The organism is Sphingobacterium sp. E70 (assembly GCF_019285695.1).
Taxonomy (GTDB): domain Bacteria; phylum Bacteroidota; class Bacteroidia; order Sphingobacteriales; family Sphingobacteriaceae; genus Sphingobacterium; species Sphingobacterium detergens.
Genome location: NZ_CP079104.1, coordinates 4,141,066 through 4,163,203 on the forward strand (window position 1 = coordinate 4,141,066; position 22,138 = coordinate 4,163,203).

Annotated in this window: 16 protein-coding genes and 6 pseudogenes; 16 read left to right on the forward strand and 6 right to left on the reverse strand. The window is 42.5% G+C overall.

Annotation, left to right across the window (positions count from 1 at the left end):
- Window positions 1–56: 56 nt before the first annotated feature.
- The 5 genes from KUH03_RS29165 to KUH03_RS29185 form a co-directional block, all read right to left on the reverse strand.
- Window positions 57–290: a hypothetical protein gene (locus tag KUH03_RS29165; protein ID WP_257087898.1), complete on the reverse strand. Its 234-nt coding sequence runs from the start codon at window positions 288–290 to the stop codon at window positions 57–59.
- A 61-nt stretch (window positions 291–351) separates the two neighbouring features.
- Entirely contained in the window at window positions 352–978 is a 627-nt protein-coding gene (locus KUH03_RS29170; RefSeq protein WP_257087899.1) for a hypothetical protein, read from the reverse strand.
- Between the two features lie 297 nt (window positions 979–1,275).
- Window positions 1,276–1,734, reverse strand: a complete 459-nt coding sequence (locus KUH03_RS29175; RefSeq protein ID WP_257087900.1) for a hypothetical protein — start codon at window positions 1,732–1,734, stop codon at window positions 1,276–1,278.
- Between the two features lies 1 nt (window position 1,735).
- Window positions 1,736–2,293 carry a hypothetical protein gene (locus KUH03_RS29180; RefSeq protein WP_257087901.1) on the reverse strand — a complete coding sequence of 186 codons (558 nt, stop codon included), beginning with the start codon at window positions 2,291–2,293 and terminating at the stop codon, window positions 1,736–1,738.
- Between the two features lie 113 nt (window positions 2,294–2,406).
- Entirely contained in the window at window positions 2,407–3,429 is a 1,023-nt protein-coding gene (locus KUH03_RS29185) for a LacI family DNA-binding transcriptional regulator (RefSeq protein WP_257087902.1), read from the reverse strand.
- Between the two features lie 170 nt (window positions 3,430–3,599).
- Here KUH03_RS29185 and KUH03_RS29190 point away from each other — a divergent pair, with 170 nt between their 5' ends.
- From KUH03_RS29190 to dctA, 14 genes and pseudogenes are all read left to right on the forward strand, one after another.
- The gene (locus KUH03_RS29190) at window positions 3,600–5,012 is read left to right on the forward strand and encodes a xylulokinase (RefSeq protein ID WP_306429821.1); all 1,413 of its coding nucleotides are present in this window, start codon (window positions 3,600–3,602) and stop codon (window positions 5,010–5,012) included.
- Window positions 5,013–5,036: 24 nt separating this feature from the next.
- Window positions 5,037–6,364 (forward strand): annotated as a pseudogene (gene xylA / locus KUH03_RS29195) (xylose isomerase).
- A gap of 52 nt (window positions 6,365–6,416) precedes the next feature.
- Window positions 6,417–7,591: pseudogene (locus tag KUH03_RS29200) on the forward strand (sodium/solute symporter).
- A gap of 97 nt (window positions 7,592–7,688) precedes the next feature.
- The gene (locus tag KUH03_RS29205; protein ID WP_257087903.1) at window positions 7,689–8,087 is read left to right on the forward strand and encodes a hypothetical protein; all 399 of its coding nucleotides are present in this window, start codon (window positions 7,689–7,691) and stop codon (window positions 8,085–8,087) included.
- A gap of 251 nt (window positions 8,088–8,338) precedes the next feature.
- The gene (locus KUH03_RS29210; RefSeq protein ID WP_257087904.1) at window positions 8,339–8,524 is read left to right on the forward strand and encodes a hypothetical protein; all 186 of its coding nucleotides are present in this window, start codon (window positions 8,339–8,341) and stop codon (window positions 8,522–8,524) included.
- A 35-nt stretch (window positions 8,525–8,559) separates the two neighbouring features.
- Window positions 8,560–9,379: pseudogene (locus KUH03_RS29215) on the forward strand (gamma-glutamyltransferase); the annotation flags it as partial.
- A gap of 239 nt (window positions 9,380–9,618) precedes the next feature.
- The gene (locus KUH03_RS29220; RefSeq protein ID WP_257087905.1) at window positions 9,619–10,278 is read left to right on the forward strand and encodes a gamma-glutamyltransferase; all 660 of its coding nucleotides are present in this window, start codon (window positions 9,619–9,621) and stop codon (window positions 10,276–10,278) included.
- A gap of 72 nt (window positions 10,279–10,350) precedes the next feature.
- Window positions 10,351–10,680 carry a hypothetical protein gene (locus KUH03_RS29225; protein ID WP_257087906.1) on the forward strand — a complete coding sequence of 110 codons (330 nt, stop codon included), beginning with the start codon at window positions 10,351–10,353 and terminating at the stop codon, window positions 10,678–10,680.
- Window positions 10,681–11,155: 475 nt separating this feature from the next.
- Window positions 11,156–12,910 (forward strand): annotated as a pseudogene (locus KUH03_RS49310) (Nramp family divalent metal transporter); the annotation flags it as partial.
- A 120-nt stretch (window positions 12,911–13,030) separates the two neighbouring features.
- Window positions 13,031–14,938, forward strand: a pseudogene (locus tag KUH03_RS29235) (amidophosphoribosyltransferase).
- A 362-nt stretch (window positions 14,939–15,300) separates the two neighbouring features.
- Window positions 15,301–15,447 (forward strand): hypothetical protein, encoded by a 147-nt coding sequence (locus tag KUH03_RS29240; RefSeq protein ID WP_257087907.1) that lies wholly within the window; start codon window positions 15,301–15,303, stop codon window positions 15,445–15,447.
- Window positions 15,447–16,082 carry an alpha/beta hydrolase gene (locus KUH03_RS29245; RefSeq protein WP_257087908.1) on the forward strand — a complete coding sequence of 212 codons (636 nt, stop codon included), beginning with the start codon at window positions 15,447–15,449 and terminating at the stop codon, window positions 16,080–16,082. The genes KUH03_RS29240 and KUH03_RS29245 overlap by 1 nt, the downstream gene beginning before the upstream one ends.
- Window positions 16,076–16,288: a hypothetical protein gene (locus KUH03_RS29250; protein WP_257087909.1), complete on the forward strand. Its 213-nt coding sequence runs from the start codon at window positions 16,076–16,078 to the stop codon at window positions 16,286–16,288. Before KUH03_RS29245 ends, KUH03_RS29250 begins: the two co-directional genes overlap by 7 nt.
- 4 nt (window positions 16,289–16,292) lie before the next feature.
- Entirely contained in the window at window positions 16,293–17,546 is a 1,254-nt protein-coding gene (gene dctA / locus KUH03_RS29255; RefSeq protein ID WP_257087910.1) for a C4-dicarboxylate transporter DctA, read from the forward strand.
- 266 nt (window positions 17,547–17,812) lie between these two features.
- Here dctA and lon read toward each other — a convergent pair.
- Window positions 17,813–20,301 (reverse strand): annotated as a pseudogene (gene lon / locus KUH03_RS29260) (endopeptidase La).
- A 321-nt stretch (window positions 20,302–20,622) separates the two neighbouring features.
- Between lon and KUH03_RS29265 the strand changes: the two are divergent.
- Window positions 20,623–21,297 carry a tetratricopeptide repeat protein gene (locus tag KUH03_RS29265; RefSeq protein ID WP_257087911.1) on the forward strand — a complete coding sequence of 225 codons (675 nt, stop codon included), beginning with the start codon at window positions 20,623–20,625 and terminating at the stop codon, window positions 21,295–21,297.
- 216 nt (window positions 21,298–21,513) lie between these two features.
- The gene (locus tag KUH03_RS29270) at window positions 21,514–22,068 is read left to right on the forward strand and encodes a ferritin (protein WP_257087912.1); all 555 of its coding nucleotides are present in this window, start codon (window positions 21,514–21,516) and stop codon (window positions 22,066–22,068) included.
- Window positions 22,069–22,138: the final 70 nt, after the last annotated feature.

Below are 22,138 nucleotides of genomic sequence, written 5' to 3' on the forward strand. Positions count from 1 at the left end.
AGACTTGCCTGCTCGCGGGTTTAAAATAGCAAGGTTGGACTATTGGACCAACCTTGCTATTTTTCCTTTATCTCCAGCCAAAAGACGGCTTTACCTTTCTTAGCCTTCTGCACCGCATTGTAGCTTTCTTGAGAGATTGTATACCATGTTTTTCCTTTATCCGCTGACAGATCCGTTCCCGAGGTTCCGGTGCAGATCAGTTGTTTGTTCGAAAGATAGACTACAGCCGATTTAAAACCCGATATGGGTTGGCTTGAGGCCTGCCAGGTTTTGCCGCCATCATTGCTCAAAAAACAGGCTTTATCCTTGTTTTTATCATTTCTGTAATCGCCGCCAACGACGATCCCTGATTTAGGGAACTAAATGCAATGGAAAAAGGGCCAGTGCTATTTTGTCCTTGTGTAATTGGACAGCTATAACGTTGCCAGGTGTCCCCTGATCACCGCTAGCGTAAATATTAGAAACCGTTCCGCCGGTTGCGATCCAGAAATCTCCGGTTGCAAGACCAAAGATAGATGTACCACTGGCGGCAAACCCAGCCTCTCCTTCGGCAATAGTAAACTTAAGATTGGAGGATATATCCGTCCAGGTCTGTCCAAAGTCTACTGTTTTTAATAAGGGCATCTTCCCATTGATGGCATCGCCAAAAGCTATACCGACACCTTTTGGGGTAAAGGCAAAACCATCATAAAATATTTCGGGTCGTGTATCTTTAAAAACCTCTTTCCAGCTTCTGCCCGCATCAGTTGTAAGCAATACTAAGGCTGGAGAACCTGCTGAAATAATCAGGGCCTGATTTTCATCAAAAGCTTCGATATCCCTAAAGTCAATCTTTTCATAACCGATCGGATTGACCCACTGCCAATTTTTTCCAGCATCGGTACTCAAGCCTACTGTGCCGTTGCTTCCGCTGACCCAAAGTGTTTGATCATCGACAACACTTAGTCCTCGATAACTGCTCTTGCGTTCTTGATTCAAGAGTTGAATTGTTTTTTTGTGCAGATAGACTTTCGACAAGAAAGACCTGAATGAAAAAGAGAAGAAATAGTGGTTTCATGTGGTTATACGAGTTATTGTAGTGAATTTAGCTGCATAATTATGTTAAATTCAGTTGTATTATTGCGTTAGATCTGTTCTTATTCTCGCCGTAAATCCATGTACATTAAATTCAGTCATATAATTGCAGTAGATCAATTTACGCTAGATTCAATTGTATTACTGTAGCAAATTCATTCGCGTTATTAGGGTAAATCTACGGATATTATTTAGACAAATCTACACTTCTGCGGGATGCTTTACGTCCTTTTTCAAGATTGTTTTCCTCAACAGGAGCAAGCCAACTGTCATTTTCCTTGGTGATTTGAAATAGGGGATACTTAATATGACGAGCAAGGATATACAGGCCGATGTCCCCAATGCGCCACCATAGCCATTGAAAAACTTACTGGTGTTGAGTAGGATGGTGGTAAATATAACACCTGCCAAGGAAAGCCCAAAATAGGTGGACAGCTGCGTTTTGGATACCATACCGATAAAAGAAGCACCGATAAATACGGCTGGAATATATTGTGTGAGATAAGTGGAGAGTAGATGGGGAAAGAAATAGAGGAAACCGGATACGATCAATGTTAGCAGTGCGGAGGAACGTACTGCGCCCTGTCTGTATTTTGTGTTTACATAATATGTCGCTGTGCTCCCGATAATTCCGACAAGATATAAAATGAATGTTTCCATGTTATTTGAAAAGATAAAGTAGTAAATAGGTCAACGAAACACCGAGGAAAGCCAGTGTCCCCAATTTCCCACCGACACCATTCAGTAGGCTTTTTGAAATCACGAGAAAGACTGCGGTAAAGACACTCGCTGTCAATATAAAAGAAAAACCATGAGCAACCTGTGAACTTGACATACCCACAAAAGCACCACAATAGATGGCAGCAGGAAGATGGGGAAAGTAGCTGGAATCTTTATTGATATTGGGAATGAACGAGGCCAATGTACCCGTCAATGCGGCTCCCATGACCGGGCCAAGACCAAAAACCTGATTGAAGTAATAGGACGCAATAGCGCCTATCGGCACCCAAACCGCAATTTTGATCGACTCATATTCATGGATGTGGTGGTGTATCGGCGATTTGAGGTAACTATATAAGATGAATAAGGAAAGTAATCCGATGAATGACAGTACAATATATGAGTTGGTGTTTTCAACAAAAATGGCGACTAGAAAGAGTGCCTGGATAACAAATAATAAGCAAATACTTAAAATTCTAAACTTCTGCCTGGCTTGCATTTATTTCAAATTTCGGCAAAGTTATCAATTATTTGTCTATTCTACAGGTAGATTTTCTTTTTATCAGGATCGGATCGGGTACAAACTCTTGGATATCCTCATCATGATATCAATTAGTTGTCTATTCTACAGGTAGATTTCCTTTTTATTAGGATCGGATCGAGTACAACTTGTTCGATATCTTCATAAGGATCCTTTTGTTTGACCATCTTCAGAAAGAGTTTAGCACATTCTTCGCCCATCTTGTTGGCCTGTTGATCGATACTCGATAAAGTCGGCGTAATAAATGACGAGAAAGTCTGATTTGCAAAACCGATGACACCGGTCGCTGGAATAGCAATCTCAGCTGCTTTAAGCGCCTGGATAATGCCAACAGCTGTAAAGTCATCACCACCAATGATAGCATCCGGTTGAATGGAAGATTGCAAGATCTGCTCCGTACCTTTTATCCCCGCTTCAATAGATAGTTCTCCACGGACAATAAGATCATCTAACTGTGGAAGATCGGCCTCTTTTAGAGCGGCTTCAAAACCACTGAAGCGATCTTGGAAGATGGCGATTTCCTTGTTTGTGGTGATAAAACCAATTTTTTTATACCCTTGTTCGATTAGATGCTTGGTTGCAAGATAGCCCGCCTCAAAATCATTCAATTTAACTACAGGTGCTGCGATGTCCTGGTGGGTACGGTCAAAGGTGATCAGACTTTTGCCTTGCTTGATGACTTCCTGGAAATGTGCTATTTGCTGCGTTTCTAAGGAGAGTGAGGCAATGATACCATCCACCTGTGCTTCCAACAAAGTTTTGACGCCATTTACTTCATCCGAATAGGATTCGTTCGATTGATAAAGCAGCAGGCTATAGTTGTGCTTCTTTAATTCTTTTTCAATACTGTGAACAGCCTCGGCAAAAAAATGGATTTGCATTGTAGGTACGATAACACCAATTGTATTGGAGCGCCCCGAAGAGAGCGAAGACGCGATTTTATTGACACTGTAATTCAGCTCTTTTGCTTTCGCCAAGACCAACTGCCGCGTAGCTTCACTAATGGTGGGTACATTATTCAAGGCACGGGAAACTGTTGAAACCGTAATTCCAAGCGCCCGCGCAATATCATAAATCGTTGTTTTTTTATTCACGCTCCAAAGTAAATAATTTTATTGAATATTTTGGAAAATACGGAAACATATCCTACTTTTATGCAACCGGTTGCAATTTTGTTTCCGCCAATTGTTTTTAATAACCAGTTTTCAGAAATTCATATGTATTTTTAGGTATAGATATTGGTACTTCTTCGGTAAAGGTTTCCATTGTTGAAGCATCCTCCCAACGTAAGGTCTGTTCGGCGCAATATCCAGCTGAAGAGGCTCTTATTATTTCGCCGCAGCCCAATTGGGCGGAGCAGGATCCCCAGGACTGGTGGACCTATTTCAAATGGGCTTTATCCCAGGCAAACGCTTCGGGGCTGTACGATCCCAAGCAGATTAAGGCAATCGGTATAGCCTATCAGATGCACGGGCTTGTTGTTGTCGATCAGGAGCAACAGGTGTTGCGCAATGCGATTATTTGGTGTGATAGCCGGGCTGTCGCATTGGGAAACAAAGCTTTTGAGGAGATTGGAAAGGAATTCAATTTAAAACATCACCTCAATTCACCGGGCAATTTTACCGCTTCCAAATTGGCGTGGGTCAAAGCCAATGAACCGGAAATCTATCAGAAAATCGATAAGATCATGCTTCCCGGGGATTTTATAGCCATGAAACTTTCAGGAACCATCAGTACATCTATCTCGGCTTTATCGGAGGGGGTATTCTGGGATTTTCAGCGCAATGAACTGTCTACGGCACTGATGGACTATTATGGTTTCGATGCCGATTTAATACCGTCCATATTGCCCGTTTTTGCTGAGCACGGTCAGATTAAGCCAGCTGTAGCTGATGAATTGGGGCTATCACCGAAAGTAACAATCAACTATAAGGCTGGAGATCAGCCGAATAATGCGCTTTCCCTGAACGTACTTCAACCGGGTGAAGTCGCTGCCACGGCGGGTACTTCGGGTGTTATCTATGGAGTGAGTGACCAGTTGATAGCGGATCGTGAGTCTCGTGTCAATACATTCGCCCATGTCAACTATGGGCCGGATGAGATCCGGACGGGTGTATTGCTCTGCATTAACGGTACTGGTATTATGAACAGTTGGGGTCGGAAGCTTCTGGGAAAGGATTTGTCGTACGATCAGATAAATAGTATGGCCGCGACTTCGCCCATCGGTAGTAAAGGTTTACAGGTTATCCCTTTTGGAAATGGTGCGGAGCGTATGTTGAATAATCAATTGGTGGGGGCATCGATAACGTCAATCGACCTCAATAGACATGAATCTGCTGATATCCTGCGAGCGATTCAGGAAGGAATAGCTTTTGCCTTTCGCTATGGACTGGATATTATGCGCGAAAATGGATTATATCCACAAATGATCCGTGCAGGCAATGCCAATCTATTTTTGAGTCCTGTATTTCGTGACTCGTTTGTGGGTGCGACTAATGTTCCTGTGGAAGTTTACGATCATGATGGCAGTGTGGGCGCTGCTATAGGTGCAGGAATCGGTAGTGGCTATTATACCAGTTTCGTAGAGGCTTTCGAGAGCTTAAAACCGGTATATACCGTGGAACCTAAGGGGTTGATCAGTATGAAGAAAATTATCAACAGTGGAGAGAAATTTTAGAAACAAAAATAAATACTAAATAAAATGAACATGATCAAAGAACAAAAGGAGTTTTTCAAAGGGATTGGACAGATCGAATTTGAAGGACAGGAAAGCAAAAATCCATTTGCTTTTCGTTATTACAATCCCAAACAGGTTGTTGCGGGTAAGACCATGGAGGAATATTTTAAGTTTGCCTGTTCCTATTGGCATTCTTTCAATGGTGATGGATCTGATCCGTTCGGCGGGCCTACCCACAGATTCCCCTGGGATGAAAGTAATGACCCGATTACACGTGCAAAAGATAAGATGGATGCTGCTTTTGAATTTATCAGCAAAATGAATATTCCATATTACTGTTTTCATGATGTAGACTTGGTGGATTACACGGATAATGTGCTGGAAAACGAAAAAGACTGGCAACGATCGTAGACTACGCTAAAGAAAAACAGCAGGCGAGCGGTGTCAAGCTTCTTTGGGGTACAGCCAATCTCTTTAGCCACAGACGTTATATGAATGGAGCAGCGACCAATCCGGATTTTCAGGTATTGACGCATGGCGCTGCACAGGTAAAAGCCGCATTGGATGCCACCATTGCACTTGGCGGTGAAAACTATGTGTTCTGGGGCGGACGGGAAGGTTACATGAGCTTGTTAAATACGAATATGAAACGGGAGCAGGAACATCTTGCACAGTTTTTACACCTGGCTAAAGATTACGCCCGTAAAAATGGTTTCAAAGGGACATTCTTTATCGAGCCAAAACCATGTGAACCGACTAAACATCAATACGATTATGATGCCGCCACTGTATTGGGCTTTTTGAGACAGTACGACCTATTGGACGATTTCAAACTCAATCTTGAGGTAAACCATGCAACTTTGGCGGGGCATACCTTCCAACATGAATTGCAGGTTGCTATTGATGCCGGAAAACTGGGATCCATTGACGCCAATCGTGGTGATTATCAAAATGGCTGGGATACAGATCAGTTTCCTAATGATATCAATGAACTGACCGAGTCTATGTTGATCATTTTAGAGGGTGGCGGCTTCCAGGGCGGTGGTGTTAATTTTGATGCCAAAATCCGTCGCAACTCGACTGATCCTCAAGATTTATTCTACGCACATATCGGTGGGATGGATCTTTTCGCACGGGCTTTGCTTACGGCTGAACGCATCTTGGAAGACGGTGAATACCGCAAAATAAGAACAGACCGCTATGCATCCTTCGATCGTGGCAACGGTGCCTCTTTTGAGCAAGGTGCCCTGACGTTGGAGTCTTTAAGAGATTTAGCGGTAGAATTTGGTGAGCCTCAAACGATCAGTGGAAGACAGGAGTATTTAGAAAATTTGATCAACAGGTATATATAGTTATTCAAAATATTTCTATATTAGACGATCAAATTAAACCAATTACCAATACATGAATAATTATTTAAGTACAAAAGATTACATCGTTTTCCTGATATACTTTGTCATTGTCGCAGGTTATGGATTATGGGTGTATTATCGCAAAAAGTCTGAATCTGTAGGCTCCAAGGATTATTTTCTTGCCGAAGGATCGCTGACTTGGTGGGCGATTGGAGCCTCCCTGATTGCATCCAATATTTCTGCGGAACAATTTATCGGTATGAGTGGCTCGGGCTTCAAGATGGGACTTGCCATTGCGACTTACGAGTGGATGGCGGCAATTACCCTGATTGTTGTGGCGGTGTTTTTATTCCGGTATACCTCAAGAATAAGATCTTTACGATGCCGCAATTTCTGCACAAACGTTATAACGGCACTGTTGCCATGATTATGGCTGTCTTTTGGTTACTACTATATGTGGTGGTCAACCTGACTTCTATTCTCTACCTAGGAGCAATTGCGGTGAGCAGTATCTCTGGTATAAGCCTGGAAGCCTGTATGTATGCTATAGCCATTTTTGCCGTTATCATCACCTTGGGCGGTATGAAGGTGATCGGATACACAGATATTATTCAAGTATTCTTTTTGGTGTTGGGGGTTGGCAACAACCTATTTGGCATTAAACCTTGTTTCAGAACATTATGGTGGTTCTGGTATCTTGCAGGGCTACCAACTGATGACCGAAAAGCGTCTGACCACTTCCACATGATCCTGGAACGTAAAAACGAGAACTACCTGGATTTACCGGGACTGACAGTTCTGATCGGTGGTATGTGGATTGTGAATCTGAACTATTGGGGTTGTAATCAGTACATCACGCAGCGTGCGTTGGGAGCCGATTTGAAGACTGCGCGTAACGGGATTTTGTTTGCTGCATTCTTGAAGTTGTTGATGCCGATTATCGTGGTATTACCGGGTATTGCCGCGTATGTTATGTGGAAAGATGGCTTATTTCAAAATGAAATGATGCAACATGGTGAAGTAAATCCAGATCATGCTTATCCAGTCTTATTGAATCTGTTGCCTGCGGGTCTAAAAGGGCTTTCATTTGCGGCTTTGACAGCTGCGGTAGTTGCCTCATTGGCGGGTAAAGCAAATAGTATTGCCACGATCTTTTCATTGGATATTTATAAAAGGTATTTAATACCGAAGCTTCTGATAAGAAGTTGGTCAATATTGGTAAATTAACCGTTGTTGTTGCCATGATTTTGGCCGTGATTATCGCGCCACATTTGGGTATTGACAAAAAGGTGGATTTCAATACATCCAGGAGTATACTGGATTTGTGTCACCGGGTATTTTTGCCATGTTCATCTTGGGATTTTTCTGGAAAAAGACAACATCAAATGCTGCATTATTTGCAACGATCGGTGGATTTATCTTATCCATTATTTTCAAAAAATTACCGGATTGGGCAGATCTTTCTTTCTTGGCTTCTACCGGTTTCTCTATTCCAAATCCGACAACGGGGATTTACGAAATTCCGTTTTTGGACCGGATGGGCTTTGTCTTTGCGATCTGTATCATCGGTATGATCATTATCAGTTTGATTGACAACAAACGTGGGGTAGTACCTGCAGGTCTGGAAGTAGATACAACGATGTTTAAACCACATAAAGCATTTTTGATAGGCGCATTGATTGTTGCCTTATTGGTGACAGCATTGTATTCCATCTATTGGTAATCCCATTATCAAAAGACGATATAGAGAGCCCATCTCAACCGCAGTTGAGATGGGCTCTTTGTTTTTAAAAAATTTGGCTACCGTTTTATCCAGATGGTTTACATCAATAGCCAGATGATTTTTAAAAAATTCCTATCTTGTCTTCAATAACTATTACATGTGCTGCGAGGCACAAATCCGGTTTGGTATCCCTGTTTCAATAGGGGAGGAGACCAAAGAGGCGGACTTTGGACAAAAAAAGAATAACTCAGATGAAAAGAAGATATGCGCTATTTATTGCTTTTGCTGGAATGATAACAGCATTTGCGCCAGTTCAGGGACAGATACAACGTACCGAGAAGCCGCCATTGCATGGTAAACACTGGATGGCGATTACAGGTAAGCCTTTGGCGGCAACTGCTGGTGCCCAGTTGTTCCACCAAGGGGTAATGCTATAGATGCCGCTTGTGCAATGCTTGCGGCGACTTGTACCATGTGGGATGTGCTTAGCTGGGGTGGAGAGACCCAGGCGCTGATCTATCATCCAAAACTAAAAAAGGTAATTGCTATCAATGCCCTCGGTGTTGCGCCGACAGGGGCAACGGTTGATTTCTTTCGGGCAAAGGGCTATGAATTTCCACCAGAATACGGTCCTCTTGCCGCGGTTACACCTGGCACACCGGGGGATTATGTTACATGCTGGCTCAATATGGCACCAAGAGCCTGGCCGAAGTACTAGCACCAGCGCTAGAAATGGCGGCCGGTTATCCCATCGATGCACAGACCGCTAATAGTATCGAACGTGGTAAAGAGCGTATCAAAGAATGGCCATACAGCAAAAAGGTCTTCCTGGTCCATCAAGGAAAAGAGAGGGAAGCGCCCGAAGCCGGCGAGCTCTTTGTACAGCAGGATCTACTTCAGACATTAACCAAGCTTGTTGAAGCGGAAAAGAAAGCCCTTGCAGCCGGTAAAGACCGAAAAGCAGCCATCATGGCTGCCTACGACCGCTTTTATAAAGGAGATATTGCGGATGAATTTGTCCGTGGCAGTAAAGAGCAGGGGGCTTGATTACCAAAGAAGACCTCGCCAACTGGAAACCCATTGAAGAAGAACCTTTACATATCAATTATAAAGGTATAGACGTCTATAAATTACAGGAGTGGACGCAGGGACCAGCTATGCTGCAGAGCTTGCAGCTGCTGAAAAATTTTGATCTAAAAGGCATGGGCTATAACTCAGCGCCCTATATACATACAATATATCAGGTCATGAATCTGGCCTTTGCAGACCGGGATTTTTATTATGGGGATCCCTATTTCAAACCTAAAGCACCTATTCAGGGTTTATTAAGTGAGTCTTATGCCAAGGCACGGGCCGCTACGATTGATCCAAAGCAGAACAATCCACAGGTCCTTCCGGGTGATCCTTATCCTTATGAAGGAAAGAAGAATCCTTTTGCCAAGCTACTTCAACAACGTAGCAAACAATTCACTCCGGATACGGAGTCAAAAAAGATTTTGTTCCCAAGCACGATGCGAATTCAACATCATCCTTGTTATCCCTGCCGGATACAGCCCTTTGGGCCTCGCTGGCAACAGATAGTGTCTATATGGATAGGTTATTGCGTGGAACGACCAGTGTGGAAGCGGCAGATGCCGAAGGCTGGGTTGTTTCGATCACGCCGAGTGGAGGCTGGCTACCGGCCTGTATCGCCGGAAACACGGGGGTGGGTATGAGCCAACGCTTACAAAGTTTTGTCCTCGACTCGCTGATCAATCCCTTTAATGTCGTGGCACCGGGCAAACGGCCACGTGTAACGCTTACACCTGCGCTAGCATTAAAAGAGGGAAAACCATATCTATCTTTTGCGGTACAGGGTGGTGACACACAGGATCAAAATTTGCTGCAATTCTTTCTGAATACTGTGGAGTTCGGCATGACACCACAGCAAGCAAGTGAGGCCCCGAATATCAATAGTAATCAACTGTGGCTATCTTTGGGTGGCACCAAAATAGACGACCGAAAACCTCGTGCCGGAAGCTTATTACTGGACAAACGCACGCCGAAGGAAGTTGTCGAAAACTTAAGACAATGGGCTATAGCATACAGTTCGGTGAACGAAATAGTGGTCCGATCAATGCGATCTATTTCGACCAGCAGCATGGTACACTCTGGGGCGGTAGCAGCAACAATGGGGAGGACTATGGAATAGGATGGTAGTATCGTTTTGTTATCTCCATCGTATTTGGTATCTTACCTACTGATCAAAAGGTGATTTTTTGTTATGGAGGGTAGTGTCAATAAGTATTCGTTTGTTTTTCAGCCTGATGAAGCGGGTTTAGTATTGGTGGACGGTTTAAAACAGCAGTTGAGAGCCGCCTTGGCCGAAGAATTTCCAGATAAGGACAAAGGCTGGTACCACAGCTGCAATTCCAAAGCCCATGTGACCATCTGTGCTTTTGCCGGAAATGAGGATACACTGGCTCAGGCCATTGCGGCTTTGCAACAAACAATGCTCTATGAACGTAGTCAGTATGTTTATTTTGATCATTTTTCCTCCTTCGCTGGGGAGCTTTTTATATTGCGCCCACAGTACATGCCCGAAGTTACCTAAAGGATCGGTCCCGAAAGGTCGTACACACCCTCAACTCCTTTGATCTGATCGAGATCAGTGATGAACCGCATATTTCTATTGGACGTAGATTGGAACCGGAACGGCTCGATTTCGCAAAAAAACTATTGCGCTCGGTTGATCTGAGTTTTATGTGTAGCGGTGTGCATATCCGCCGCTTTAATCCGGACATGGGACAGTATGAACCCGTTGATTTTGTCAAATTTGGCAATCAGTCGAAAGAAAATTCTGGGCAACTTTCATTTAAATTCTAATTATATGGCTGTTTAATTGTCTAGTAATGTAAAGCTTTTTATCTTTAGCCCTAGCAATAAAAGATATTGTCCTCATGTAAACTATGCATCACGACGACTCCCATCATAAATCATTATCCGATATCCATGAAAGTGTGGATGTCAATCAAGGAAAATCCAAATTCAAAAAGTACTCAGTTTTTTCGGCCCAGCCTACCTGATCAGTGTGGGGTATATGGATCCGGGCAACTGGGCGACGGACCTCGCAGGGGAAGTCAGTTTGGCTATGCGCTGATCTGGGTCTTGCTGATGAGCAATATTATGGCGCTGTTGCTGCAAAACCTTTGTGCACGTTTGGGTATCGTGAGAGGGAAGGATCTGGCGCAATGTAACCGCGAGACTTACCCCAAGCGGATGAATTTTGTGCTGTATGTCCTAGCCGAGATTGCGATTGCTGCCTGTGATCTGGCCGAAGTATTGGGTATGGCCATTGGCCTCAACCTGTTGTTCGGTATTGATCTGCTTTGGGGGTACTGATCAGTTTTGCCGACACCTTCCTGTTACTCTACTTACAGAAGTTAGGTATGCGCAAAATGGAACTCTTTATCATCGGTTTAATTTCTATGATCGGCATGTGTTTTATGGTGGAAATGTTTTTGGCTAAGCCTGATTTCTCTGAAGTAGCCACAGGCTTTATTCCCAGTATTCCCAATAGTGCTGCGCTCTATATAGCAATTGGTATTATCGGTGCTACCGTCATGCCACACAACCTTTATCTACATTCCGCCCTGGTGCAGACCCGAAAGATTGACCGAAATGAAGTCTCCATACGAAAATCATTAAAATATAATTTTTGGGACAGTGCCATCGCATTGAACTTGGCATTCTTGGTCAATGCGGCAATATTGATTCTCGCGGCATCCGTATTTCATAAAAATGGTATGCATGATGTAGCCGAACTGGAAGATGCCTATCATTTATTGGGCAATTTACTTGGTACAGAATGGGCCTCGAAGCTATTTGCTGTGGCATTGATTTTGGCGGGCCAAAGTTCAACAGTCACGGGAACCCTGGCCGGACAGATTGTAATGGAGGGTTACTTAAGGTTGCGCATCAGTCCAACGCTGCGTCGGATTATCACACGACTTTTGGCGATTATACCGGCCGTATTGGTGATCCTGATTTCCGGCGAAGGTCGCGTAGGGCAGCTGTTGATCTTTAGTCAGGTGATCTTGAGTATGCAGCTGGCTTTTGCTGTCATACCGTTGATTCACTTTGTCAGCGACAAGGCCAAGATGGGCATCTTTGCAATCAAACCATTGACCAAGGCTTTTGCCTGGTTGATTGCTGCTGTTATAGCGGTACTGAATTTTAAATTGGTTTATGACGAGGTCACTGGATGGATTACCGAAGCAAACAATCTTGTGGTCACAGTGTTACTTATCCTGGGAGCCGTTGGTCTGCTCTTTCTGCTGATCATGACGGTCTTAATCCCTATTATGCGCAAATCAAAACCAATCGAGTTGGAGATACACCCACCATTTGAAGCCTTGCATTTTGAGGACAGCGGATCTTTCAAGAAGGTGGTGATTGCCTTGGATTTTTCAAATTCAGATCAGAAAGTAATACAATATGCCTTGCAGTTGTCACATGCCGATACCAGCTTTGTCGTTGTCCACATTGTCGAAAGTGCTTCCGTTAAATATACAGGCGAATCTACTGATGATTTTGAGTCACGACAGGATTTGGAACGCTTAAAGCTATATGCAGACTTTTTATTGTCCAAAGGACATCAAACGGAATATGAACTTGGCTACAATAATCGGATCAAGAGCATTGCCGAAGTCTGCGAAAAATATCATGCAGACCTTTTGGTCGTGGGGAGTCACGGTCATACCGGAGTCAAAGACTTTGTGTTTGGAGAGACGGTAAACAAGTTGCGTCATGCTGTAAAAGTTCCGGTTTTTATCGCACAATAAGGCTTTGAAACCTATCACAAAGAGACACTGTCTATTCACTGTAATTTTATTGCGGAAAAAGTGTGAGGAGGGATCGGTAAGTGCTAAATAATTCTTACTTTTGCGTCATCAAATCAAGATATGAGCGACGCTATTAAACACGAGTGCGGAATCGCACTAATTCGCCTGTTAAAACCCTTATCTTATTATCAGGAAAAATATGGTACGCCATTCTATGGCATCAACAAATTGTACCTATTAATGGAAAAACAGCACAACCGTGGACAAGACGGGGCTGGAATTGCAACCATTAAATTTGATGTTAAACCTGGAAATCGTTACATTTCGCGTTACAGAGCTATGGGCTCAACTGCTGTGGCAGACATATTCGAATATGTACAGAAAAAATTTGCTTCTGTTCAGAAGGCATTTCCAGATGAGTCAAAGGATACCCAATGGTTAAAAGATAATGTCAGTTTTACTGGAGAAGTACTTTTAGGACATTTGCGCTATGGAACGCATGGAAAGAACAGTATCGAAAGCTGTCACCCATTTTTAAGACAAAACAACTGGATGTCACGCAATCTTGTTGTTGCGGGTAACTTCAACATGACCAATGTTGATGAACTTTGCAACAATTGTATGAGTTGGGACAACATCCAAAAGAAAAAGCGGATACCGTAACCGTTTTGGAAAAAATTGGACATTTCTTAGATGATGAAAACCAGGAGCTTTTTGATCAATTCAAAAAGAAGGGTATTCCAATGTCGAGATCAGTTCATTGATCGCCAAAAATATCGATGTCTCCAAGATCCTAAAGCGTTCAGCAAAGACTTGGGATGGTGGTTATACCATCGCTGGTATCTTTGGTCATGGCGATGCTTTCGTGATGCGTGATCCTGCGGGTATCCGTCCGGCATTCTACTATCAAGACGAAGAAATCTTAGTTGTAGCTTCCGAAAGACCAGTTATCCAGACTGCATTCAATGTGCCTATCGGTGCCGTGAAAGAAATTAAACCTGGCCATGCCTTGATCGCTAAAAAAGATGGTACTGTGTCACAGGAAATGTTTAGACAACCTGTTGAACAACGTTCTTGTTCTTTTGAACGTATCTATTTCTCTCGTGGGTCAGATGCTGATATCTATAAAGAGCGTAAAGAATTGGGTAGATTATTAGTGCCCCAGGTACTGGAATCTGTCAAAAGTAATATTAAGAATACCGTCTTCTCTTTTATCCCCAATACGGCCGAAGTATCATACTACGGGTTGATGGATGGTATCAATACCTACGTTAGGGATTTCCAAAAAGAGACCTTATTAAAACGTGCCGATAAAATTTCTGATGAGGAGTTGGATGAGATCTTGAGCATCAAACCCCGTTTTGAAAAACTGAATGTAAAGGATGCTAAATTGCGTACCTTCATTACACAGGATGCGGACCGTACAGATATGGTACAACATGTGTATGATACGACTTATGGCATTGTTAAAGATCATGAAGATACCATCGTTGCAATTGATGACTCCATTGTCCGTGGAACGACCTTGAAACAAAGCATCCTGACGATCTTGGATCGTTTGAATCGAAGAAAATTGTGATCGTTTCCTCAGCACCTCAGATTCGTTACCCGGATTGTTATGGTATTGATATGTCACGTATGGGTGAATTCGTTGCATTCGAGGCGGCAATCAACCTGTTGAAACAACGTGGTATGGCACATATTATTGATGAAGTGTATCAAAAATGTCTGTTGTCGATGACACAGGATGTCAATGAAATCGAAAACTATGTGAAAGCCATTTATGCGCCATTTACAGATGAAGAGATTTCCGAAGAAATTGGCCGTATCGTCAGACCACACCATTTGAAAGCCGAGCTTGAGGTGGTGTATCAGACCTTGGATAATCTGCATAAAGCATGTCCGGCACATACCGGAGATTGGTATTTCTCTGGTGATTACCCTACCCCAGGTGGTAATAAGGTTGTTAATAAAGCCTATATGAACTGGATTGAAGGTAAAAATGTACGTGCATACTTCAGTAGCTAAGTATAAAAATATCAAGAGAAGGGGGCGTTCAAGATGGACTGCCCCCTTTTTCTTTCATCTTGTTTTACCCCGCGAAGTCATTTTTTTATATGCTAGACCCAAGGGATTCGCCAAGAAGAGCTTTTACTTTTTGTACAGCTTCTTTTTTTATATATTCGTAATACGGAATTGATTATAATGACACAGCAGGAGTAACATAAGGTATTTGCTGTATTTTGCCAATATATACTTTTATGATTCAATCAACCTTTGGCCTTATTGAAATTAAGGTTTTTAACAGCGTAAATAAATAGCTCCATGAGAGGACAACTTTTCTATCTTTTTCTTCTTTTTCAATGGTTTCCTGTGATATAGCCCATAACGTGCCCAAGGATCCTTACCCCAATTCATTTGACAAACCGAATATCGTGAATTCGTTTGTGGATCAGAATGGAAACTTCTATCCGGACAATTGGCGTAAAACGTATGGTGAACCACCTAAAAGTGGTGATGTGAATGCCTATTCCTGATGAAGATTGCAACAGAAAAGGGTATTGAGAGCCAGTTGAAAGGTTTTGAAAAGACCCGTATGCTGGCTGTGGGGAGTAAAGTGAAAGCAAAAGACCGTGTGTTTATCTTTGTGCATGGGTTCAATGCACCCTCTGATGAAGTCAATGAGAGCTATGAATATATGCGCAAGCTGCTGAAGCTTAATCCCAACAAAGATGAGGTCGTAAAATTCTATTGGGATGGTTTACATACAACGAATCCCTTTGGTGGGGCCAAGGTTTGGTTTTCGGCTACTTCATTCAGTCAGATGGCCGGTGAATTTGGTCTGCGCAACCTCCTGAATAGCATTAGCAATAAAAAGATTATTCTGATTTCGCATAGTCGCGGCGCATCGGTTGTACTGAGTGCCCTGAGTAGTGCGACCTTTAGTGAAAGTTTTGCCAAGGGCACATTGGAGAACCACAATGTGGACGTGGATGCCGCGAAAAAGCTTGCTGAAAATGGCAATGACATTACCTGCATTATGCTGGCGCCCGCCATCGGACTGGATGACTTTAAGATCCGGGATGTAACATCGGGGACAGATTCCTTCTGTACGCTGAGCAAACAGGTTAAAAAATCCATATCACGATCAACAATACCGATGTCATGTTAAAGAAGTTTGTCGGCTTTCTGTCCAATAAGCTGAAAGCGACAGATCTCGGGTATAAAGCCGACGTCTGCAATGAGCTGGTAAAGCATTATCCGATCATGAAGTATACGGATTTTACAGGTATGAAAAGTCATGATTTTAATAAATACATCCGCAACCCCAAATTTAAAAGCATGTTGAAGGCGGAAGGAATCGCCGTTAATCGTTAGTGCCATGAAGCATATTGTAAAGAGTCTCTATTTTCAGGTTATCGTCGGTATATTGATCGGTATTTTCTGCGGGGTCTATTTTCCCGATTTTGCCGTTAAACTAAAGCCGCTGGGTGACGTCTTTATCAAATTGATCAAGATGGTGATAGCACCCTTGATCTTCAGCTCGATCGTGATCGGTATTGCGGGGATGCAAGATGTGAAGAAAGTAGGGAAGATCGGACTGACATCGATTATCTATTTCGAAGTCATGACCACGATTGCATTGATTATCGGTTTGATCTTTGTCAATTTGATTCAGCCCGGAACAGGTATGAATGCTGATCTGGCGAGTCTGGATACATCTTCGGTATCACACTACATTACCGAGTCCCAGAAGCCCCACAGTTTCATGGATTTTATCATGGATATTATTCCGGAGAACGTTATCGCTTCGGTTGCCTCAGATAATATATTGCAGGTACTGGTTTTTGCGGTGCTTTTTGGAATAGGGATGACCAAGATCGGTCAAAAAGCTGCTGAACCTGTAATCAATGTGCTGCAATCTTTTCTAAAAGTACTTTTCTCCATTATTAAGATGGTGATGTATCTGGCTCCATTGGGAGCCATGGGGGCGATGGGATTTACCATTGGAAAGTTTGGTATTCAAGCCCTGACCAAGTTAGGGATGTTGATGTTAAGTTTCTATCTGACCTGTTTTATCTTTGTCATTATTGTCATTGGCGCGGTATTACACTTCTACCTGAAGGTTAATATTTTCAAATTCCTGAAATATATCAAAGATGAGATTTTGATTGTATTGGGAACTTCTTCTTCGGAATCAGCATTGCCGGGCATTATGCAGAAAATGGAGGATGCAGGTTGTGCGAAGTCCGTGGTAGGTTTGGTGATCCCGACGGGGTACTCCTTTAATCTGGATGGGACGAGTATTTACCTGACCATGGCGGCAGTATTCATTTCGCAGGCACTCAATATGCACCTGACCTTGCAGCAGGAAATTACCTTGCTGTTGGTGCTGTTGCTAACCTCCAAAGGAGCTGCGGGTGTCACAGGAAGCGGTTTTGTGACCTTGGCGCTAACCTTGCCCGTGGTCGGACATGTGCCTGTTGAGTCCGTGGCATTGGTGTTTGGAGTGGATCGGTTTATGAGTGAAGCAAGGGCCATTACCAATCTGATTGGCAATTCGGCGGCAACACTCGTGATTTCCAAATATGAAAATAGCCTGGATGAGGAAGTCCTCCATGACAAACTCGGTTGATAGCGCATAGAACTGCATGTTTATGCTAACTTGTGGTAATGTTAAAACGATAAGCACTTAAAAGAAATGATTTGTCCAAAAGCAAAAAGTGAATGTGCTGAGCATTGAATATTCGAAATTAAATAGTGAGTGATACGAGGGGGCAAAAGAATAAAAGTAAATCCCTGCGTGTTGAATAGTTGAAAGGGTAGAATGGGGAATACGGATGGCATAAAGAAAAACGGGGATCCAATATTTTGGATCCCCGTTTTTCTGAATAAATTTATCTAAATTTTTGGGAGGTGATTAAGCCTCTTTTTTGTGTTTTCAATTCCTTGGGTTAGATCCAAAGCACCATCTACTTTTTTTTCTAGAAGCGCTAGTTTGATCACCTGTGCCATTTCGGTCACATAATGGAACTGCATATCTTTGATATAATCTTCCTTGATTTCAAGGATATCTTTTCATTGGATTTGCAAAGGATAATATCTTTGATGTTTGCACGTTTCGCCGCAAGGATCTTTTCTTTGATACCGCCTACTGGTAACACTTTTCCACGTAGTGTAATTTCACCTGTCATAGCCAATTTCTCTTTAACCTTACGTTGGGTGAATAAAGATGTCAGCGCAGTCAGCATCGTTACCCCAGCGGATGGACCATCCTTAGGAATAGCACCTGCAGGCACGTGGATATGGATATCCCAATGATCAAATACCCTGTAGTCGATCCCGAAATCAGCAGCATGAGCTTTTAAATAAGCTAAGGCGATTGAAGCGGATTCTTTCATGACATCACCAAGATTACCTGTCAGGCTCAAGCGTCCTTTACCAGGACTTAAAGAGGATTCGATAAATAGAATATCACCGCCCACGGAAGTCCAGGCTAAGCCAGTCACCACACCGGCAACATTATTGTTTTCGTAGATATCTTTATCAAAGATCGGAGCGCCCAGGATATCCACAACATCCTGATCGTTGATACTTGGATTATAATCTTTTTCCATGACAATACGTGTCGCAATACCACGGACGATCGAACCAATTTTCTTTTCCAGTCCACGTACGCCCGATTCGCGGGTATAGTCTTCAATGATTTTTTCGATAATCTTACCTTTTAGTGCAACATCCTTGGCAGCCATACCGTGCATTTCACGTTGTTTGGGTAGCAAGTGTTTTTCGCTATTTCAATCTTCTCCTCAATGGTATATCCATTGACTTCGATGATTTCCATACGGTCCAATAAAGCTGGCTGTATAGCACTTAGCGAATTGGCTGTTGCAATAAACATTACTTTGGAAAGGTCAAATTCCATTTCCACATAATGATCGTAGAAATGTGTGTTTTGCTCCGGATCCAATACCTCTAATAGGGCAGAAGAAGGATCGCCTTTAAAATCTGCGCTCATTTTATCGATCTCATCCAGGATAAAGACTGGATTGGCAGCACCTGCTTTTTTCAGCGATTGGATAATACGACCGGGCATTGCGCCGATGTACGTTTTGCGGTGCCCTCTGATTTCGGCTTCGTCGCGCACACCACCCAAGGCCATACGTGTATATTTACGACCCAATGCTTTGGCGATCGATCTTCCTAAGGAGGTTTTACCAACTCCCGGAGGGCCTACCAAACAAAGGATAGGGGCTTTCATATCATTTTTCAGTTTCAATACCGCGAGGTATTCAATGATACGTTTTTGACTTTTTCCAACCCATAGTGATCCTTGTCCAGGACCTTTTGTGCTTTATTTAAGTCAAAATTATCTTTGGTCGTTTCATTCCAAGGAAGATCAAGCAGCAGTTCAAGATAGTTTAACTGAACGGAATAATCTGCCGCTGCTGGATTGATACGTGATAGCTTTTCAAGTTCCTTGTTAAAATGTTTTTCGACATCAAGGCCCCATTTTTTTGTTTTACCACGCTTTTTAAGCTCTTCCAGCTCAAGGTCAGGTGTATTTCCACCAAGCTCTTCCTGGATGGTTTTCAATTGTTGGTTTAGGAAATAATCCCGTTGTTGCTTGTCTAGGTCGACACGCACTTTATTCTGGATCTGATGTTTCAGTTCCAACATTTGATTTCAAGGTCAACAATTCCAACAAGAGCTTTGCACGGTTTTCAACCTTTGGTATTTGAAGAAGCTCTTGTTTTTGATCATTTCGACATTGATGTTGGACGAAATAAAATTGATCAGAAAAGAAGGGCTTTCAATATTTTTGATTGCGATACCGGCTTCGCTGGGTAGATTGGGTGAAAGCTGGATAATCTGTAATGCCATTTCCTTCAAGGTGGATATTGTCGCCTTGAAATGTTTTGTCATCTTGGGTTTTGCCTCGTTGAATTTCTCGACACGCGCCTTGAGATAAGGCTCGGTTTCTAAGATCTCTATCAAGTTAAAACGTTGCTTTCCCTGGATGATAACGGTGGTGTTTCCATCAGGCATCTGCAGCACTTTGATAATATGGGCAACAGTACCCACCTTATTCAACTCGTCAAACCCAGGGTCCTCTACTGTCATATCCTTTTGTGAAACCACACCAATTGTTTTGTTGCCCTTATAAGCTTCTTTAACCAATTTGATGGATTTATCCCTTCCTACAGTGATCGGAATGACAACACCGGGAAATAATACGGTATTGCGTAAAGGCAAAATAGATAGTGCTTCTGGAATTTCAGCATTTGCCATATCGTCTTCATCCTGCTGTGTCAATAGGGGAAGAATTCTGTGTCTTCCGTAACGATTGGAATAGCCTGACTGAAATCAAAAGTTTCGAATTTGCTCATAGTGTTTATTTTGTGTATTTGGCAGTCGCTGACATGTTGTCGGCAGACCTTCAAATTTTAAGCTTCAAATATTGTTTCCCCTATATTGCAAGGGAAGTGCCAATTGCTAAAAGGTAGCAAAATTACTAATCTATTTTCTAGAATATGCAAAAAGGCAGGTTAAATAAAATTTATCTGCCATTTGTTGGATAAATAGGCATAATAATTGTAATATTGGAATGTGAAAGAATAAACGATGGCAGATTCTTGCAAGAGGTGAAGCAACAGGACTATTTTTTCTTGGGATAATAAACGATCAATATTGATCATTAATAAGGTATATTGAAAAAACGTAACTATTTAGATATGAACTTAAAATCACTTAAATTAGGTTTGTTCACAGGAGTTTTTGCTTTGGTTGCACTTGGTGCCAATGCACAACAAAAACAAGCTGAGCATAGCAATGCCAATGTGAGAATGGGCCAAAAAGCTCTTTTGGATGGTGACTTCAAAAATGCAGAGTCATACTTGACAAAAGCTTTACCGCAGGAAGGCAAAGATCCGGATGTCTTGTATATGTTGGGTTACTCCCAATTTCAAAATGGTGATTATAAAAAGTCAGCTGAAACTTTCGGTAAGGTTGTTGCATTAAGCCCTAAAAATGCAAATGCATTGTACTTTAAAGCAAAAGCAAACAATACTCTTGCAATTCAAGCAAACAAAGTGTCTGCGGCAAACAAAGAACAGTTGTTGCGCGTAGCGATTGAAGATTATTCAAAAGCGATCGCTATCACACCTACTGACTCAAAGTTCTATCAAAATAGAGCAATCGCAAACCGCGATTTGGGTATTTTGATCGGTACAGCTGGTACACCTAATTACAACAAAGCAATGGCTACAGATGCTTATAATAATGCAATCAAGGATTATGAAAAAGTATTGAGCTTTGATTCTTCTAAAAAAGATATTCAAACAGAAGTCAAAAAAGCAAAAGTATATAGAGATAACTTGAAATAAGCTTATCTTCTAGGAGAGAAAAAGGGAAACTCAACTGAGCTTCCCTTTTTTTATGCAGGTACCTAGCACCTTGCTCTTTTCATTCTTTAGGTTATCCAATAGCTTCTGAGGATTTTCCTGATACGACTGATCCGCTCTGCAGTCTGTCTTTGATAAATTTGCAAACGAAATACTTCGCAATACTGTTCCTTTATTGAATCAACAGGAATTTAATATATGGAAACGAATCGATTGTCTGCAGAAATGCAGGAGATTTTAATCAGTCAAATGACAAAAGAAGCCGAAGCTGCGCAAATTTATCTGGCTTTGGGCGTATGGGCCGACGATCAAGGCTACGGTGGTATCGCCAATTTCCTATATCGACATGCGCAAGAGGAACGGAATCATATGACCAAAATTATGGGGTACATACTGGAAAGAGGAGGGCGTCCCCGGATCCAGGCTATTTCAGCACCACCAGCAGATCCAAAGACCTTGACGGAGTGTTTCCAGCGGGTATTTAAACATGAGGTAGATAATACCGAAGCGATTTATACTATTGTCAATCTGTCTATGGAGCAGAAAGATTGGGCGACATGGAACTTTGCACAATGGTTTGTCAAAGAGCAGATCGAAGAAGAGAAACTTGCGCTTGAATTGATCGATAAATTGAAGATCGCCGGTGGAGATCGGGCCTCAGATGAATCGTTATTTGCATTAGATTCTTCATTGGAAAGCATGCCTGACGATGTGGCTTTGGCACGGGAAGGCACAGCAGATGATCCTAAGTAGGGTGGGAATTTAAATTCTGAGAATAATTTTTAGTGCGCTGATCGCATAAAAATAATGTCCGAATTCGTTA